Source organism: Edaphobacter sp., from assembly GCF_028283685.1.
In the GTDB taxonomy this organism is placed as follows: Bacteria; Acidobacteriota; Terriglobia; order Terriglobales; family Acidobacteriaceae; genus Edaphobacter.
Genome location: NZ_JAPWKF010000001.1, coordinates 40,992 through 58,721 on the forward strand (window position 1 = coordinate 40,992; position 17,730 = coordinate 58,721).

The 17,730-nt window shown below is 53.5% G+C and carries 14 protein-coding genes; 2 read left to right on the forward strand and 12 right to left on the reverse strand.

The genetic code is table 11. The features are described 5' to 3' along the window. Positions 1–64 precede the first annotated feature (64 nt). The 9 genes from PW789_RS00155 to PW789_RS00195 form a co-directional block, all read right to left on the reverse strand. Positions 65–1,627: a hypothetical protein gene (locus PW789_RS00155; protein WP_299370022.1), complete on the reverse strand. Its 1,563-nt coding sequence runs from the start codon at positions 1,625–1,627 to the stop codon at positions 65–67. A 37-nt stretch (positions 1,628–1,664) separates the two neighbouring features. After that, entirely contained in the window at positions 1,665–2,768 is a 1,104-nt protein-coding gene (locus PW789_RS00160; RefSeq protein WP_299370024.1) for a glycosyltransferase family 4 protein, read from the reverse strand. Further along, positions 2,769–4,706, reverse strand: a complete 1,938-nt coding sequence (locus PW789_RS00165) for a hypothetical protein (protein WP_299370026.1) — start codon at positions 4,704–4,706, stop codon at positions 2,769–2,771. 112 nt (positions 4,707–4,818) lie between these two features. Further along, positions 4,819–5,598, reverse strand: a complete 780-nt coding sequence (locus tag PW789_RS00170) for a WecB/TagA/CpsF family glycosyltransferase (RefSeq protein ID WP_299370028.1) — start codon at positions 5,596–5,598, stop codon at positions 4,819–4,821. 11 nt (positions 5,599–5,609) lie between these two features. Further along, complete coding sequence (locus tag PW789_RS00175; RefSeq protein ID WP_299370030.1) at positions 5,610–6,920, reverse strand: O-antigen ligase; 1,311 nt, start codon at positions 6,918–6,920, stop codon at positions 5,610–5,612. Beyond that, positions 6,917–8,209 (reverse strand): lipopolysaccharide biosynthesis protein, encoded by a 1,293-nt coding sequence (locus tag PW789_RS00180; protein ID WP_299370032.1) that lies wholly within the window; start codon positions 8,207–8,209, stop codon positions 6,917–6,919. Before PW789_RS00180 ends, PW789_RS00175 begins: the two co-directional genes overlap by 4 nt. A gap of 100 nt (positions 8,210–8,309) precedes the next feature. After that, the gene (locus tag PW789_RS00185) at positions 8,310–8,942 is read right to left on the reverse strand and encodes a polysaccharide biosynthesis/export family protein (protein WP_299370034.1); all 633 of its coding nucleotides are present in this window, start codon (positions 8,940–8,942) and stop codon (positions 8,310–8,312) included. Further along, entirely contained in the window at positions 8,939–9,559 is a 621-nt protein-coding gene (locus PW789_RS00190) for a hypothetical protein (RefSeq protein WP_299370036.1), read from the reverse strand. The genes PW789_RS00185 and PW789_RS00190 overlap by 4 nt, the downstream gene beginning before the upstream one ends. After that, on the reverse strand, positions 9,556–11,088 hold the full coding sequence (locus PW789_RS00195; RefSeq protein ID WP_299370037.1) for a hypothetical protein: 1,533 nt from the start codon (positions 11,086–11,088) through the stop codon (positions 9,556–9,558). The genes PW789_RS00190 and PW789_RS00195 overlap by 4 nt, the downstream gene beginning before the upstream one ends. A 242-nt stretch (positions 11,089–11,330) precedes the next feature. On the opposite strand from PW789_RS00195, the gene PW789_RS00200 reads away from it, so the two are divergent. Both PW789_RS00200 and PW789_RS00205 read left to right on the forward strand, forming a co-directional pair. Continuing rightward, on the forward strand, positions 11,331–13,484 hold the full coding sequence (locus PW789_RS00200) for a hypothetical protein (protein WP_299370039.1): 2,154 nt from the start codon (positions 11,331–11,333) through the stop codon (positions 13,482–13,484). Positions 13,485–13,645: 161 nt separating this feature from the next. Beyond that, positions 13,646–13,969, forward strand: a complete 324-nt coding sequence (locus tag PW789_RS00205) for a helix-turn-helix transcriptional regulator (protein ID WP_299370041.1) — start codon at positions 13,646–13,648, stop codon at positions 13,967–13,969. 45 nt (positions 13,970–14,014) lie between these two features. Here the strand turns inward: PW789_RS00205 and PW789_RS00210 are convergent, their stop codons facing one another. The 3 genes from PW789_RS00210 to PW789_RS00220 form a co-directional block, all read right to left on the reverse strand. Continuing rightward, on the reverse strand, positions 14,015–15,448 hold the full coding sequence (locus PW789_RS00210) for a hypothetical protein (RefSeq protein ID WP_299370043.1): 1,434 nt from the start codon (positions 15,446–15,448) through the stop codon (positions 14,015–14,017). Between the two features lie 869 nt (positions 15,449–16,317). Further along, positions 16,318–17,124: an anti-sigma factor gene (locus PW789_RS00215; RefSeq protein ID WP_299370045.1), complete on the reverse strand. Its 807-nt coding sequence runs from the start codon at positions 17,122–17,124 to the stop codon at positions 16,318–16,320. Continuing rightward, positions 17,121–17,690 carry a sigma-70 family RNA polymerase sigma factor gene (locus tag PW789_RS00220; protein ID WP_299370047.1) on the reverse strand — a complete coding sequence of 190 codons (570 nt, stop codon included), beginning with the start codon at positions 17,688–17,690 and terminating at the stop codon, positions 17,121–17,123. The genes PW789_RS00215 and PW789_RS00220 overlap by 4 nt, the downstream gene beginning before the upstream one ends. Positions 17,691–17,730: the final 40 nt, after the last annotated feature.

Genomic DNA, 17,730 nt, shown 5'->3' on the forward strand with positions numbered 1-17,730 from the left:
ACCCTTGGCTGCGTTTTGATTGTAGAAATAGTTCTCGCTGTAGTCCGTGCATTTGAAATGAGAGTTATTGCCGCTTAATCAGTGGAGCCACGACGTAGAGCGTGCTTATATTCAGAATGCGTTGGATCTCGTTTTGTACGCCGACACCTCGCTGAGATCCCCACAGCCCCCCGTAAGGTTCGAATTCGTCGGCGTCTAGCGCTGTGTAGATATCCAAGTCCGCACAGCCATAATCCATCACGTAGTAGCCGTACGTCTGCATCGCTTCAAGGATGCGGAATGCGGGCAGTGACAGGTCTAGCGTTTTGAGGTCGAGCTTGGGGTCTAGTTGAATGATTCCCCCATAGGGGACGAGGCCGGTATTCATCGCCCCCTGCCCTGAACAGGAATCTTTAGCTGTGCTTGCACCTGCGTCCCAGGCGCTCGCAGGATAGGCTCGAGCGGCCCAGATTCGGCGAACGGGACCGCCGATGGCATGGGATATAGGCTTTGCCGGATCCGTGCTTTCGCCGGGTTGGATGAGGAGTGGAAGCTCCGCGAAATTTGCCGCAATGGAGCCGCCTCTGTCTCCCATCGAATCAAACGGGGTAGGCCCCGCCGCATAGAGCGCATTGGGAGACCCCGAAGATGGATTGATGGATGCTTTGTAGGTGCTGACGAACGATCTGCTTTGCGGATCAATGAAGATCACATGGCGGTCTCCAGCTACAGTGGTGGGTAAGTGTTTCGACCAGTCGGCAGGAATGCGAAATGAAATCGTCTCAAGGGTGGAACTTACGTTGTACCACTGGCTCCGGACGATCAGCTCCGGACTGCTTGTCTTGGCAAAAACCTGGCCGAAACCAATGCCGTCACCGCCATGCGCTGTATTGAGTTGGATGCTGTGGAGGTATCCTGCCGGTAGCGGAACCCTGGGCCACTGTGCAGGAATCGCGTGATAGAACACGGTGTCGCGCGAGAACATCATGCTCCAACGTGCCTTTCCGTCGCTTCTATTGGGAGGAGCCCAGCTTCTGGGTGCAAGGTTTCGAAGGATGTTGGAGCGATCCTCGTCTGCATCTAAAAAAAGATCGATGCCCCAATTGTGATACATGGCTTCAATCTCTCTTCTGTGCTCTTGGTTAGATATGCAGTTCAATGAATCTTCAGCGTTCTTGCATGGGAAAAGAGGTGCAGCATGAGTCGTATTGTGTGGTCGGGAAGGATACGGCGTAAGGTCTTTGCTGAAGGCATCGTTGTTGGAACGAATGACGCGAATCGTCAGGATGTCGCTCCGATCAGTTCGGTCTAAAGTGTCTGTAAAGCGGGCCTGTATGTGGTGTTCACCATAGCCCAGGCTTTCGATGTTGAAACCACGTGGCTCCTCTGCGGAGGTTCCTCCCAGCCAGTAAGGGGCAACGTCCTGCTTATCGATAGGCTTTCCGTCCACCTCAAAGATGACCTTTGCATTGGAAGGAGCGCCGTCGATACTCAGAAAGACCGTTCCACTTACAATTGCCGGACTTGTCAGGCCGTTGAGCCGTATCTCTCGATGTGCAGGCTCCGTGTGTTGCGAGTTGGTCTGCGCAACACAATACCTCCCCGCTGCCAGTAGATCGAGCGTGAATAGAAGGATAAGCCAATTCATAGGTTGCCGTTATTCGTGTTAAGCAGTCCGCATAGCATCACTTGTGGCCTGGATGGATGAATTGCGGTACCTCCGCCGCAGGCTTCCCGTGCAGAAGCCGCCAATACAGCGATTCAAGCTGTTTGGAGACCGCTTCGAGGCTGCATGTGTTTTGGATTGTCTTCGCACCGCGCTCGCCGATGGTCTGCGCATGAGATGAATCCATAAGCAAAAAGAGAATTGTCTTGGCGATGGAGACAGAATCTCCAGCGTCGGCAAAGAGGCCATTCTCACCGTGTTCGATATAGTTCGGAAGTCCGCCGACTTTGGTGCAAACGACAGGTATGCCACGCGCCATGGCCTCAAGAACTACCATTGGAACTCCCTCGTTGTAGCTGGGAAGACAAAAGATCGTGGCAGACTCGTAAGCCTTCGACATCTCTTCGGGACTCAGCCATCCCATGAACTTCACCGACTCGCGTATCCCATATGTATCTGCCATTGCCTTGGCGACTTCAATATCCCCGTGACCAGCGAACCAGAATTGTGTGCTTGGAAATGCCTTTAGTATCGGCACTGCCGCCGCAAGTAGATCCTGGTAGCCCTTGCGGGCTTCGAGCTTTCCTGCGTAGAGCACAACCGGAGTCTGATCTGGAGTCCAGCTATTTCTCCTGAATGTCGAGACGGGATTCTGAATGACTGATACAGAAAGAGAAGCATCGCGTGCGGTCATGGCATCAGCCCACACCTGCGAAAGCGCTATAACATGGTCCGCGAGCCTGAGAGTCAGGCGTCCCGCATAAAGCGTTGTACTGTCGAACAGCGATTCCATGCTGAAAGCATGGACGTGAACGATGACCGGCTTGCCCAGAGATTTCGCCATCAGAATCAATGGAAGCTTCCGCAACACACTCTTTTGGGCGGCAAGATGCACATGCACAATCGTCGCGCGAGCAATCAGAAGTGGGGCTGCCACGTAGGCCTTGGCCGCCGAAAGGATCTTTCGCCAGGAGCTTCGATCGTCGTACGTCGACAACAGCCGGGCCCGCATCACGCGCCAGGCCTCTGTCTGGGAGTGCAGGCGAACGACGGATGCAATCCCTCCCCGCCCGTCAGCGGGTGCAATAACAAGAACGATAAAGTCTTGATCGAGAGTCTTCATTTATGCGCCTGCCCTAGAGCCTGCCGATGCTTCTGTCGCTGGATGAGTGATGGAGAAGGCCATGCCCAGCGGGGATGGGGAAAACCTTGATGGACCGAGTGCGGGTGGAAGGATATCCTGCTCGATGGAGTGGACGATGGTATAGGTGATTCCACTCAACTTGCACAACTGGATCAAGGACAGAGCTGCCCCCGACGAAACTTCTGCAGACGGCAGCAGCAGTTCATGAATCCCATAGGTCTCAACCGTGTTTAAGGCATTACTCGTGCTGCCGAGCAATGGTAGGCCACAGACGTAGGCCCCTCGCAGCTCCGGACGGCTATCGATAAAGCCTAAGGGTTCACAGTCCGGGCACAGACGCCGCAGGCTTGAGAGGATATCCACTCCAGCCTGCGTCGCTCCAAAAATCGCAATACGCCGCCTGCTCCTCGGACTGGTGCGGGGCCTGCATGCATTCAACACTAAGGGTGTCGCTACCTGCAGTCCCACGCTCAGAACGATCAGGAAGAGACATTCAAAGAGAATGAAACGAGGGTACGCGATCACGCTTGATGGGCACAAGGCAAGTGCAACGAGTGCACCGGCCAGGCCTGCAACGAGACTCATGCCGGTAATAGTTGGAATTTCTTCCAGAGAGAGCAGGCGCCACTGGCTCCGGTATATGCGGAAGAGCACAAGCACACCGCACTGTGTGAGCGCCCATGTAATGCCGACCCGCGATAAGGCAAGCCCGAGAACGGAGGAGGCAGGAAATTGACTTAGCAACGTCAAATAAAGGGCGAGCCAGCTTATTCCTACTAGCAGAAAGATTTTGGTTGCATTCATCAGCGCAGATGAGTTGATGAGACTAGCGAAGCGTGTCCGGACCAAGGTTATTGCTGCGATGCGCCGTGCGGAGCCCATCCTTACGGAGACCACCCGCTGCTGCGTTTGCTGAACACCTGCGCCAAGATGTTGCGCCACTGCGAGTAGTGGCAGCCATGCAATGATCAGCAGTAGCCAACCACACGATGGGAGGTACTCTGCCAGGAACGCCAGTGGCGCAAGCCAGAGAATATTGATGGCAGCGACTCCAAGCGTCGTGCGCAGGTGGCCATAGCGCTTTGCTGCGTGCTGGAAAGCGTGCGTGCAGTGAGGGAGATACCATTGTTCCCCGCGAAGGAAGCGCTTGCCAAGCGTAAGCGTTGCATCGATGATGAACACGCCGAGCAGAATCAGCGGTACAGGAAATGCGAGATCGCCTCGCACCACAGCCGTCAGCATGAGAGCACCCATGACATAGCCGAGGAAGCAACTGCCGGCGTCTCCCATAAATACAGCAGCTGGAGGCCAGTTCCAGATCAGAAATCCTGAAGTGCTGACAGCAAGGAGTGCGAATGATAGGGCGACGGTATCAAAATTGTGCCGTGCCAGGACGATAAGGGAACATGAAGCGCCCACGCAGATGATCTCTGTTGTTGCAATGCCATCGATGCCATCCATAAAGTTTGTCAAGTTGATCAGCCAGACGAAGCCAAAGACTGCACCGATCAGGATGATGGGCAAAAGGGGATGACGCCACACCTGGGGCCACCACGTTGCCAGGAGACAGATCACCGCTGCTGCAGAGATCATCACCTGAGCGATCAGGCGACCGACGATCGGTAATCCCGCGCAGTCATCCCAGAATCCAAGGATGGCAACCAGGGCTCCTGCAAACAGGCTGACAGCTTCGAGCGGCTGAAGCAGATGTAATGCAGATAGACACGCGACACCAGCGAGGAAGACAATTGCAAAGACAATGCCGCCGCCGCGTGGCGTCGGAACCGAATGAGAGCTGCGATCATTCGGTATGTCGACAACTCTATGCTCGAGAGCAATCAGAAGATATTTCTTGGTGCCAAACCAGGATAACCAGCCGCAGGCAAGCAGACTAGCAACTACTAACAAGACGCTCATGGGTGATCTCCGATTGTTGGATCTGTCGAGTGATCTCTTCCGGCCCAAACTTGCCCATGTATCACGACCCCAATACTTGTTCCTTAGTCCTTGCTCTATCCACTGCGTGTGGTTAGGCATCCCCAGCCTGTCGACGAAGGGGTTCGCGGAGAAGTTGCTTGAGCGCAAGGTATGCAAACACAGGGGACGCGAGATTGCGACGGATCAGTCGTCTCGGCTCCTGACACAGTCTCACCAGCCAATTTAGCCCAAGCCGCTGAACCCATAATGGAGGCAATCTTTTCTCGCCGGAAAAGAACTCAAATGCAGCTCCCACACCGAGACTGACGCATGGCATCGTACCTGCCCACTGCCGCATCCACATCTCTTGCTTAGGAGAGCCAAGTCCCACGAAGAGAAGTTGCGTTTCCGATTCAACGATCTCGCGAATATCTTCTCTTTGTTCCTCCTCCGTCAACTGACGAAATGGAGGTGAGTGCAGGTAGCAGACCGTCAACTGCGGTAGTTCGCGTCGGATGCGGGAGAGGATGAGTCCGAGCGTCTCTTCGCGGCCCCCGTAAAAGCCAACATGCACTCCTTCATTAGCAGCCCGTTGAAGCAGGTCGACAAACAGGCGTGGTCCACTGATGCACTCAGCATTAGAGAAGCCTTTCGCCTTCAGGCACCATGCGACTGGAACTCCATCGGGATTCACCATCTCGGCGAAGCGATATGCTTCATCGATAGCCGAGATGTGCGTTGCTTCGACCAGCATATGTGCGGTTGCGAAGCAGATGTAGGCTGACTTGCGTTCTTGTGCGAGCGTCACAATTCTCGTGCAGGCTTCTTTCCTTGTTGTCACGTCGATTGCTGTATTCAGGACAGATGTTGTTTCTCGTGCGAACGCCAACATAGCTTGCCTCTTTACGTGATGGGGTAGGGATGTCTGATATTTGTGAGGTCCACGGAGTGAGCAAGCTCTGTGGCCTGCTTCAGAACGGGAAGATCATCGATCATGCAAAGCGAGGCCAGCGCAAGTGTGTAGTAGCTCATCGCGTCGGTCCCCCATATCTGGCCTGTCAATTGGCCATGGCACAGATAGATCAGGAGAATGGCGATAGCTGCCGCCGTCGTCTTCGAGGAAATGGGGCGACGCAAAATTTTTGCAGACAGATCAAGGACAAAAAGAAACAGCCAGAAGCAACCCGTCAGGCCACCGACAAGCAACATGTCGAGGCCGTCATTGTGCGTGTGCTTAATGTCGTCCCCATACTTCTGGAATAACATCGTGGACATCGAGGCATATCCTCGTCCTGCTACCTGATCGAGAACGTCTGCTTGGTAAAAGTCATCAATGGCGATCTTCCAGAATGTCGCTCGGCCTGATCCGGCGCCCCCTCCATCTTCCATGTCGTTCCATCGCGACAGCACCTGTGCAGGCGACATCATCGCCATGGCTACGATGCCGATTGCGGTGCACAGAACGACAAATTTAATTCCGGAGCGTCGCGATTCGTGCCCCCAGAGGCATAGCCACACAAAGAGCCACACCAAAGCAACAACCATCGCTACCGTGCCTGCCCGAGCATAAGTCAAAATGCATGCGCTGAAATTGAGGCAGGCGAGGATTGGATACATCCATCCCTGCCGCTGTTGTCCCAGGTAAAGAAGGATTACGCCTCCGGTCGTCAGCACGCCAGTAATCATCTTTGCCGTCTCAAACCAGCCCGCGGATGCTTTCACCGCATCGCCGCTGTAGAAATTTCCAGTGCCCAGTGCAAGTCCGAGAAAGACGGAAGCCGCAGTCATGACAGATCCAATGGCCAATCCTTTAAGAATTGCCAGCGCATCTTCTTTCGAAGAGCAGAGGAAGACCGCCGACATCCAGAGCAGGAGCCAGTAGAGAAACTGTCCGTATGGCACGATGCCGGAAAGAGAGATGCTTCCTGTCTGACTAATTTCTTTTGATATGGCCAGCGCAATAAGTGCCACTCCCGCCAGAACAGGCAATGGAGCAGAGAGTAGCTTGCGTGGGTTACGAACAATTGTCCAGGTGCATATACCCATAAAGACCAGCAGAAGCGAACCGCGCGTAGCTTGTAGTGGGCTCATGCCGCCAAGACTCGCACCAAAGGCAGTATTGAGCTGGTTCAGTATGCAGTCGAAGATGGGGATCAAGCTGATTGTGATCGCCGCTCGACTGGCGCAACGCTCATCACAGGCGATGCTGCTCATGGCAGGCCAACCCCCTTTTGCGGAAAGGAGCGGATCGCCAATCTGGCGGTTGGAACAACATAGATGATGCCGAAGGCAATCACCGTTCCCCAAGCCACACCGGACAGCATGTCATGACGTGCAAAAGCAATTTTGAGCATGAGGCTGGTAATGGATGCCGCGCCAAACAGCATCAGATGGCGTCGCATGAGCGCAGGCTGGTTCAGCAGCGCGTTCATCGTGGCAATATAGCCCGCGATGACAACCCAGAACGCAAAACCAACTCTTAGAGAATCGATAGGTCCCGGATCGACCTTGAACCATGCCCGTATCAGTTGCCGGCTCGTCATCAGAAGCGTGGTTGCCACAGCTGCACTGAATAAGCTTCCGCCTATGATTGCGCGGCGGGTAGCGCGTGCGGCCCAGGGATAATCACCCCTGGACTGCGCCTCGCCTACAGCGGGCCATAGTGGCGCTACCAGGTATTGCGTGATGAGGCCGATGGAAAAGACTCTTTGAATGATGGCGTAGCTGGCCACATCGGTCGCGCTCATCGCCTTTGCGATAACGATGTTGTCGCTAGCATAGTAGATCAGCCCAAAGCACTGCTGGATGAAGAACAGAGAGCCCACCGCAGCGAGATGTAACCCCGTCTTCATGTCAAACAAAGCGATTCGTGGCCGCAACGATGGGTGACGAACTCCGAACTCGGTCACGAAGTTACCTAAGGTGGTCAACACCGGGATTCCGCCGAACACGAAGACGAGAAGAGGGAGGCTGTTCGTGTAGATAATCACGAGCAGGGAAGCGGCGAGGACGAGAAGATTTGCCAACCCATTCCAGAGGTCCGGCACGAATCCACGCTGATATCCGAGCTGCATCCGGGGGGCAACACCCAACGGCATATTCGCGGCGGTGCACAGCATCAGGACGAGTGTCGACAGGGCTGCTTCATGCGCCACGCCCGGCGTATTCAGGCCATAGAAGCGTCCCCAATTCACAGCACGAAAACAGACTGCGGCTATCAGGACGGAAAAGAGGCAGATTCCGCAGAGTAGATAGAACGCGCAAGATATCTGTCGCACGGCAGACCGTTCATCATCAACACCATTGGCCTCCGCGATACGCATTGTCAGGCCATTTCCAATTCCCAGGTCCGCGAATGTGGTGAACAGTACAAAGGAAGTAGCGGTCATCCACAGGCCGAATCGTTCTGCGCCAAGATGTCGGTAGGCCATTGGTGACACGATCAGACTGATCGCGAATGTACCGGCTTTTGCGAGTAACGAGGTGCAGCCGTTAAGAGCCATCCCACGGTATCGTCGAAGACTGTGAGATTGACTAACGTGCTGATCGTGCCGTGCCGGGAAGACATCAACCGTCTCCAGCGAAGTTTCTGCGGCTGTATAGCTATCGCATTGGGTTGTAAATGGCACCGAATTGTCCTAGACGAACCAATCGTTCAATCTTGCTAAATGTACTTTGGGTCACGTACACCACATCGCCGGGCAGAAGATCGGGAGCCTCTTCCAGCTTGTGATCATGAATAAGTTGCTTCAGGTTGATCACCCTTGTCTGGTTCGAGCTCTGGCGAAGAATAAGCACCTCGGAGGCCTTTGCCGTATTCTTCATTCCGCCAGCAAGTGCCACTGCATCTAACGCCGTGATGTGGCCTCTATATTCGATCCGGCCCGGCGTGTTGACTTCGCCTTCTACAAAGATGTGCGGCTTGACGTACTCTTTCAGGAAGACGGAGATATCCGGATCGACAAGACGGGAGGAAGAAAGCTTCGTCAGGCGCTCCTTGAATTCGTCGACAGTGAGCCCGCCGGCATCGACCGCGCCGAGACCGAGTATCGATGCTTGACCATCGGGACCTATATTCACGGTTTGATCGAACTCTGGTGTGTACCGGTAGCGCACCTCCAGAACATCACTCGGCTGAATTTTGTATGGTGTGCCATGCGTCTTGAGCTGCTGTCCGAAGACGGAAGAGCTAACCATCAGGGCAAGAAGTAAAGAAACGTGTCGGAGCTTTGTCATTTGGTCTGTCTCTCTCTTGGCGCCTCGTTGTAAATTGCGCCGATCATGCGGGCTCCATTGCTTTCGAGATATTGGCGAGCCTGGATGATCTTTCTAACGCTGGTTTGGCGTTCCGCTACAACCAGGACAAAGCCGTCAATGTAGGCAATAAGCTCTTTTGTTCGATCCAGTGTCGTGCAGCCTCCGGCATCCACGATGATGAAATCGAAGCGAAGCTTTAAGATAGCCATCGTGCGGAGCATCGCTGTGTGACTGAGCTGTGCTGCCGTAATGGTCGGTGGCTTTTTCGTCGAGACCCAGATTGTGGAGTCATGCACCTTCGTAAAATCGGAGTCACGAAATTCATCGCTTGACGCGTTCAGCAGACCCTCGGCGCTGATCGCCAGCACCGTTCCGTGCATCGCTCCGAGCCTTCCGGCAATGAGTGCACTCAGCAAGGAAACGTCATCTTTTGTGCCTGGGGACGTAAAGGCAACTACCTGATAACCGGCGTCTCCGGTGTCGATGAAGATCTTATGGATGATCTCTGATACTGCGCTCTCAGCACATAGGGAAGAATGAGCAGGAGCTACTTGCTGTCTCGCAGCTCGTTCAGGTAATAGAGTAGCGATACTCATGACAACCTCCATGCCGGATGAACGGTCTGACGATGTAGCGAACTGTAAATTTTTGCGGTCTTGTCGTCATATCCAGGGATAGCTGCATTGGCGGGTATCAGGCCCACCACAGGTGCTCCGAGTGCAAGCTCAAGTTCATAGGGTGATTGAATGCGTCGCTCTTTCAGGTCGACGATCAGCGCGAGTGCAATGCCAAACGCGGCGGACCAGACTGTACCGATCAGAAGCATTAGCCCTCTCTTCGGTGATACCGGTGTCGATGGGATTCTTGGCTCTTCTACGATGGCGACATTAGCTACACCCTGCTTGTCGAGCAGTTCTCCTGCCTGAGCTTCGTATACCTTCTTTTCATACGTCTGATTTAGATCGGTCAATCGGCTAACTGCCTTTGTAAGGTTGTCATAGGTCGCCGTCTGGTTGTCGAGGCTGACGATCCTCTTCTGTTCTGTGATCAATTGAGTTTGAATCTCGCGTGCTTGCTGCGTCAGCCCGGCCAACTCGATGTCGGTCTTGATGAGATCGCCTTGTACAGAGACATGAAGAGAGTTTCTTTCCGTGGAGACCTCTTCTGTTTTGTTTTGTTGTGCTTTTCGCAGCGCATCCTGCGTCAGCTGAATCTGGCTGTCGAGGTCCCGTATAACTCGATCGGTGGGCTGATATCGAGCAGCCGCCTCCACGCGTTTGCTCTGCAGATTGATTAAAGCGACATTCAACTGCTCCGTCTCCATTTGATTGGGGATGGAGCGCCTCTCTTTCTCCACGATGGCAGGTGTCGAACCGATCACCTCTTGGAGGCGTCGTCCCTGATTCTGACTGCGTTTGAGAGCTACCTGCACATCGGACCATTGTTTGCTGAGATCGGCGACTCGCTGAATCGTCAGCGCTTTTTCATCTGGTAGTGAGGTAAGGGTGTGTTGCATCTTGAATTCGTTGAGCTTTGTCTGGGCGGCATCGCGCTCGGTTGCGTAATTCGCGGCCATCTGCTGATAGACAGAGACCATTCCTGGAGCGCTATGCAGTCGGAGATGAAATTCTAGGTATTGCTCCATGAGGGTTTTTAGAATTACGGCGGCTTGCTGCGGATCTTTCGTTATATAACTTGCGGCGATAATATTTGAGCGTCGAATGGGCGCAATCGTCAGCTTCTCTTCAAGATGGTTGATCGCAAGATCAGTTCGCTTCTCCTCAGATCTGGCATGCTCCTGTGCATCGAGGCCGGTTCGCAATGCAACCTCGCGTAATAGTGCACGGCTTCTCATCAGTTCGCTCTCGGTGTTGATGCGGGCCTCGCTGACTTCATCGAGGTAATAAAGCCCCTCCGCATCTTGGCCGGAGCTTACGATCGGATTCACCCGCTCGTTCTTCAGCAGCACCTTTAGGTCAGCACGATACTTTCGAGGAAGTAGGAAAGTGATCGCTATGATGGCAGCAAGCATGATGAGCATAGCGCTGACTGCGAGACGCTTTTTGTTCACAATCCGCTCGATCAAGTGAGGTTCTACGTCGATTTGTCTGTCTAGATAGTCCACGGGCTCTTCATCTCGTAACAAAGGCGAACTGCAAGGCTGTTTGTTTGTAAATGCACGCTGAGCTTGTCATACCCGGAAGTGGGTCTGTGTTGTCATCGGACAACATTCTGTCTAACAGCGATACTGTGTCGTCGAAGATAGACGGAAACTCAATCAGGAAATCAAGTCGGCGCGAGTTCCCGTAGATCTTTCCTTAGCGATCACTCAGCACACAGAGAATTTCTCGCAGGGGAAAGGAGTTCGTGCGTATCAATAGCTCAGGGTGGCATACACCCCAGATCGAAGGCGTGATCATGACTCGTAGATGGATACAAATTGCATTTCTGCTGATTGCCGTGGTGAGTGCCTGCACCGCGGGAGCAACAACCTACTACGTCAGTCCAACGGGAAACAATTTATACCCGGGGACGTCGACGACACAGCCGTGGAAGACGATCGCCAAAGTAAATAGCACTACATTTAGCTCAGGCGATCAGATCTTATTCCTGCGAGGCGGCACATGGCGCGAGATGCTCACGCCAAAATCAAGTGGCATTTATTTAGGAGCCTATGGGACTGGCAGCAGGCCGATCATCACTGGAGCCAATCTGGTAACGACTGGCTGGACTCAGGTCACAACCAAAGTTTGGTCATATTCCTTGGGATCCTACGCACCAACAGAGGTTTGGTTCAACGCGGTGTTGGGCAAACAGGTCGCGACCTCGTCCACGATTATAGGTCCAGGCCAATGGGCCTATGCTTCCAGCAAGCTTTATGTTTACTCCACGGCGAACCCATCGACAGCGTACAGTGCGCCTGGAATTGAGGTTACTCAGCGCGATCGATCCTTGCTGGTGCAGAACGTCGGAAACATCACTGTAGAACATCTTGGATTCGTGAATGCGACATACACCTGCATCTACCTGGCAACTGGTGTGACCGGATATCAGACATTCAACGATGTTGTGTGGCAGGGAGCGCCTTACGAGGGTTTCCGCGTAGATTCAGGATCGCCCTCCATTACGAACAGCAAGGGACTTTACAACGCAACAGGCCTCGGAGTCGGTGGAGGAGGTGGCATCACCATGTCCAACTCGATCCTGAGCGGCAACATCGATGATGCAATCGAAATATACGGAACCACAGGCATCAGCGTGATTGACAGTTCCACGATCACCGGCAATTCAACGAGCGCGGCAACCTGGAATACAATTTCGAATTGGAGTTCTTACGCGCTCCAGATAGGCAATTCGGTCATTCTCCCAAATCCGTTCGATCCCAAGACATTTACCTATGTTGGGGTGACGGATTTGGGAACAAATGTGTACCAAAGTCCGGAGTTTCAAGCTCGCGCGGCCCCACTATTTATCCTTCCGTTTGTCGATGACTACAACAATCTGGGCGTAGCAGAGCAGGTAGCTGCGATGGCTCAGAATTATGGATGTCACATCAGTTATGCCGTCAACACAAAACTTGTCACGCCTGCCGATTGGTCTCGCATTGCAGCATTGGCAGCGGCCGGGAACGAGATTGTCGCGCATACTCGCAGCCATGCGGATATTGCAAATAATAACGTTTTCACGATGAGCTATCTTGGAACAGCTGCAACCGCGACGATGAGCATCAATCAGGCGGCAGGGACTGTTACAACCTACCTGAACGGTCAGGCGACACCGGATCTCAATGTGCCATTGCTAGACTCCTACAACAGCATGTTGAATGTCTGTACACAGATTAACGCGAATCCGTCCTATAGCTGCGTGATCCAGGACAATCAAAATTTCTTTACTCCGTTGATGCTTGCAGACGTGTCCCAGGCGAATATCAAATCTCCGTATCTGGCGCAGGCCAGCAGTGGATTTCTCAATTTCGAGATCAACGGGTCTATTGCTGATATTCAGGCGAACATCCCTGGTTATGTCGTCAAATCATTTGCGACGCCATTTACCTCATCGAACATTACGACCGAAAACCAGATGCACGCAGCTGGCGTGTTGGCAAATAGAAATGGGATTTTTACGCCGGATTACACGCCGAATGGGAACTGGCTTCTTTCAGGCCTAGACATCTACAACATCGGTGCCGAGTGGCTTCCTGATGGATACGATGCGACGAAGCCCGCCGCATCCATCGGTGCGCTAGCGGAGGGATTAGGAGCAGCCGGCGGAGTTTTGTCGGTCTACTCGCACGGCTATGATGAATTTTCCCTCTCACAATGGCAGCAATTGTTTGCAACATTGCAAAACGTTCATGCAACGTGTGCCACGATGTCTCAGGCATCGAGTTACATCATGTCGCAGGGTAGTTTACTGCCAGACGGTACCGGAAGAAATTGGGTTGTGAATGTACCGCTACAACCCAACTATGCGACGACGACAGACTCACCGGCACAAGGTGCTCACAATCTTCTTCCATAGGTGAAATTTCCAAGCTAGAATGGCCGAGCTACTCCAGATGACGCGGGCTTCGCATTCACGGAATAGAGACATTCATCGAAGATCACTAGCAAGACAGGCTCGTTGTCTGCTTGAACAAACTACGGGACCAAGGGCTCATTTCTCTCCATGAGGTAAGAAGCATGATACCTAATGATCGAATTCTGCCTGGTCAACCGCCTCAAGTGAGTCGGAACTTTGTACCCCAGGATTTGACGAGATTCGCACAGTTGACGAGGAGTATTGATTTCTCGTCAGTGAACATCACTAGCCGCTTCGGAGCTCGGCTCAGAGAGCTTCGGAGGTCCCGCAATATGACACAACTGGAGATGGCAATCGCTTTTGGTATCGACCGTAGTTATATCTCCGAGGTAGAACGCGGTCGGAAAGCCATCTCTCTTCCTACACTAGAAGTGATCGCCTTGGGGATGGATGTTTCTCTGTCGGCGCTCTTGAAAGATATATAGATGGAAGGAAAGAGGGAGGCCAAATAGCTTTGGCCTCCCTCGCTTCTATTGCTTCTTGGTAAGTGGCGCCACAACGTAAAGCTCGTTGGTCGAGATAACCCGTTGCACTTCGTTCTGCACGCCCGGCCCATTCACATTGCCGTACATGCCACCATACGGCTCCACTTCGCTCTCTGTGATTGCCGTGTAGATATCCATGTCCCCACAGCCAAAGTCCATCACGTAATAGCCATAGGTCTGCATCGCCTGCAGAATGCGGAGTGCAGGAAGCGAGAGGGTGAGCTTCGTGAGATCGAGCTTCGGATCTAGCTGGATAACGCCCCCATAGGGCACCAGTCCTGTATTGGTGTAGCCACTGTTCGTGCAGGAGTTCTTGCTCGTCAGCATGCCTGCGTCACGCGCCGATGCCGGATAGACGCGTGCTCCCCAGGTTCGTTCCACAGGGCCGCCGATCGCGTGTCGGATCGGCGTCGTAGGATTTGTGACCTCGCCCGGCTGAATCATTACCGGCAGCTCAGCAAACTTTGAAGCCGTCGACCCACCCGCATCTCCAAGCGAGTTCACGGAAGTCGGAGAACTGGCGTATAAGGCATTCGGTCCGCCAGTCTGCTGATTCAGACTGGTCTTGTAGGTGCTGACGAAGCTGTTTGTTGAAGGATCGATAAAGATCACATGCATGTCGCCTGCCGGAAGGCTCGGAAGGCTGGTGGTCCAATCCTTCTTCATGCGAAACGGAAACGTCTTCAGTGTGCTTTGTTCGGAATACCATTCGCTCGTGACGGTGAGTTGTGGGTCGGTCGACGAAGCAACGGTCTGTCCATATCCGATGCCGTCTCCGCCATGAGCAGCATTCAGTTGGAGCTGCTGAATGTAGCCACTTGGCAACGCGACCTTTGGCCAGGAGGAGGGAATCGAATGATAGTAGGGGGCATCTGGCGAGAAGGCCATGCTGAGATTTGCGCTCGCTGATACAGGGGCTGCAGGTGCCTGCCAACTCTTGGGCGCCAGGCCCGTGAGCACACTGGATTCATCATTGTTCGTGTCGATCGATGGATCGATTCCCCAATTGAGATACATCGCCATCACTGCCTGGCGCGTACTCAGTTCAGTCGCAGAAAGAGAAGCACCTGCCGTGGTGATGTTTGCCAGAAGCGTGCTTGCACTCGTTTGCTGCGCCGTCGGCTGATTGGCATACGTCGAAAGCGCATTGCTGAACTGTGCATTAATCGAGGGAACGACATTCAGGGTGATGTCGTTGGACGTAATGGTTGTCCCATCAGATAAGGTCGCGGTGGCACGGAGGACATGCGCACCGGCCCCCGCGCCATTGATGCTCAAACCCTTTGGCAAAGTCCCTGATATTCCCCCCATCCAGTAGGGGCTGCTCGTCTCCGTCGTCTGCAGAACGTTGTCGATGTAGTAAGAAACGGAGGCTGTTGTGGGAAGTCCGCTCGCCGAGACAAAGATGGACTCGGTCACGGTGGCAGGAGATTGAAGTCCGCTGAGTACGAAGCTCGAAGGGTTCGTGGGCGTCGTCGGCTCTGAAGGAGTTGTAGAGGAGCCGGAGTTGCTGCTCGATCCTCCGGATGGCTTCGATGAACCGGAGCGCGAAGAGCCCCGATGTGCTGCCAGGGTATCGACAGGATGTAGAAGCTCTGTGAATCCAAGTATGGATAATGCGAGAACTGGGAAAAGAGCAAATTGCCGTTGTTTTAAAGGAAAGATAGGGAGGGCCTTTTTCACTGCAAAAAGAACTTTCTTTGGTTTCGTGTGAAGCTCAACAAACCAGTCGAAGGATGACATGACGATGCGCCTGATCACATTTCCCTATGGGCCGTGTGATCAATCAAGATTGCATCGCGTGTGAAATGAATTACCTTCACTGTGCATGCAATTGCGTGTCCAAAGAGAGAGCGCGTTGTCTAAAGCCAACCATCTCAGCTATATCGCAAATAGACCCGAAAAGTAGGAGGGGAATTCTTTGCCTTCTACGGGTAAAAAATTCGTTGCCTGAATATGTTACTAACTTTTAGTTAGTCCTCAAGCCGCTGCGCTATCGATTTCGCATCTGGTCGATGAACTGAGGCAGAATCGCCCGGCATCGCCGATCGTACAAGACTCACCTGTTTCGTTGCGACTCCGACAAAGCTGTGGGGAGCTGGGCACTCAGGAAGATCGAACTGTAAAGCCACACCGTGAACTTTACTTTCTTCATCGGTCCCCAAGCACCCATTGGCGACGCCAATTGACATTCTCGAAGTGAATAGTGAAGTGACGCCTGCGGATCTCGGAAATGTTCAGGCATGTCAACCTGCCATTCCTTCAAGCTCATAGGCCTTGGTGGCGAACTACGCTTCGCCGTTTGGTGTGCCAGACAGCACAATAGGCATAGTCGGTTTGCTCGAGCCAGCCAGCTCTTCAATAGTTACTCCGAATGCCTTTGCTTTCACCCCAACAGGAAGTGTAGGCATCATCAAGCTGGCTTCACCGCTCTCATCCGGTCGAAAGAGGCCCGCAGGAATTGGCGATCTTCCATCGGAAGGAATAATCCAAAGCTCATAGGTCTTACCTTCGGGCAAGCTCTTGAGGTGGCTTCCCTGGAAAATCAACTCCCCGCGCTCTGCGAGATAGATCGCATGCCCGCTTGGCTCCAGCGGTTGCTTGCTTGCTGTAAGTGTTACCCGTTGGGCAGAAGAGGCTTTGAGCAGGCTCAGTATTCGTTGAGACTGGGCATTCTGCTCTGTGACTCTCTCCGTCTCTTGGAGTTGGCCACGTAGCTGCTCCCGGAGCACCTTCACATTGAGACCAAGTCCCACCGTGGCAATAGCCAGGGCCGCAGCAATGGCCCACGGCACCCAGGCAGTCTTTGTTACCGCTCCCCGAATCGGTACAGTGGTCGGAGCCGTAGGCGATGTTTGCACGGGAACGACGCTGGATATGCTGCTCAGGAATCGCTGTCGCGCTTCTGAAGATACAGGATGCTGCTCAACGCTTAGCGCTAAAGCGGTTAGGTCGCCTGCGATCTCTTTTAGCTGCTTGCGGCAATCAGCGCAGGTCGGAAGATGAGCGCGAACAGCCCGCAACTCCTCTTCTTCAAGGGCTTGCATCCCGTAAAGTGCCAGATCCTCTTGCGAGATATGAGAGCCGCCGTTCATGCCTGCAATGCCTTTCGTAAACTGATCAGCGCCAGTCGAATCCTGGTTTTTACCGTGCCCAGCGGATCGCCTGTTCGCGCCGCGATCTCGGACTGGGATAAGCCTTCAAAATAGGCCAATTCCAACGCATTCCGTTGTTCCAAAGGAAGAACCGTCAGAACACTCCTGACCTTATGCATCATTGCACTCTGTTCGATCTTTGAAGCCAGATTTTCTTTTGAAGAAATAGGATAATCGTCGATCGACTCCATGGGGCGTCGACGCCTTATAACGTCGATGGCGCGATTTCTCGAAATCACGAGCAGCCAGGCACCTAAAGATCCTCGACTCGATAGATATGATTCCGGATTTCTCCATAGCTGAAAGAAAACATCTTGAAGAAGATCCTCCGCGGCTCTCTGATCTCTCACAACACGAAACGCGACGGAATAGACCATGCCGCCGTAACGATCGAAGAGAGTGGCCATTGCCACCTGATCTCCCTCTGCCACGCGGCTAAGGAGGGCTACATCGCTTTCGCTCGAGTTCGTGTTGATTGGAGGCATCGGCGACGGTGCCTTGGGCACGGAACTCCATGGAGCATTCATCGGATTCTCGGAGTGTGCG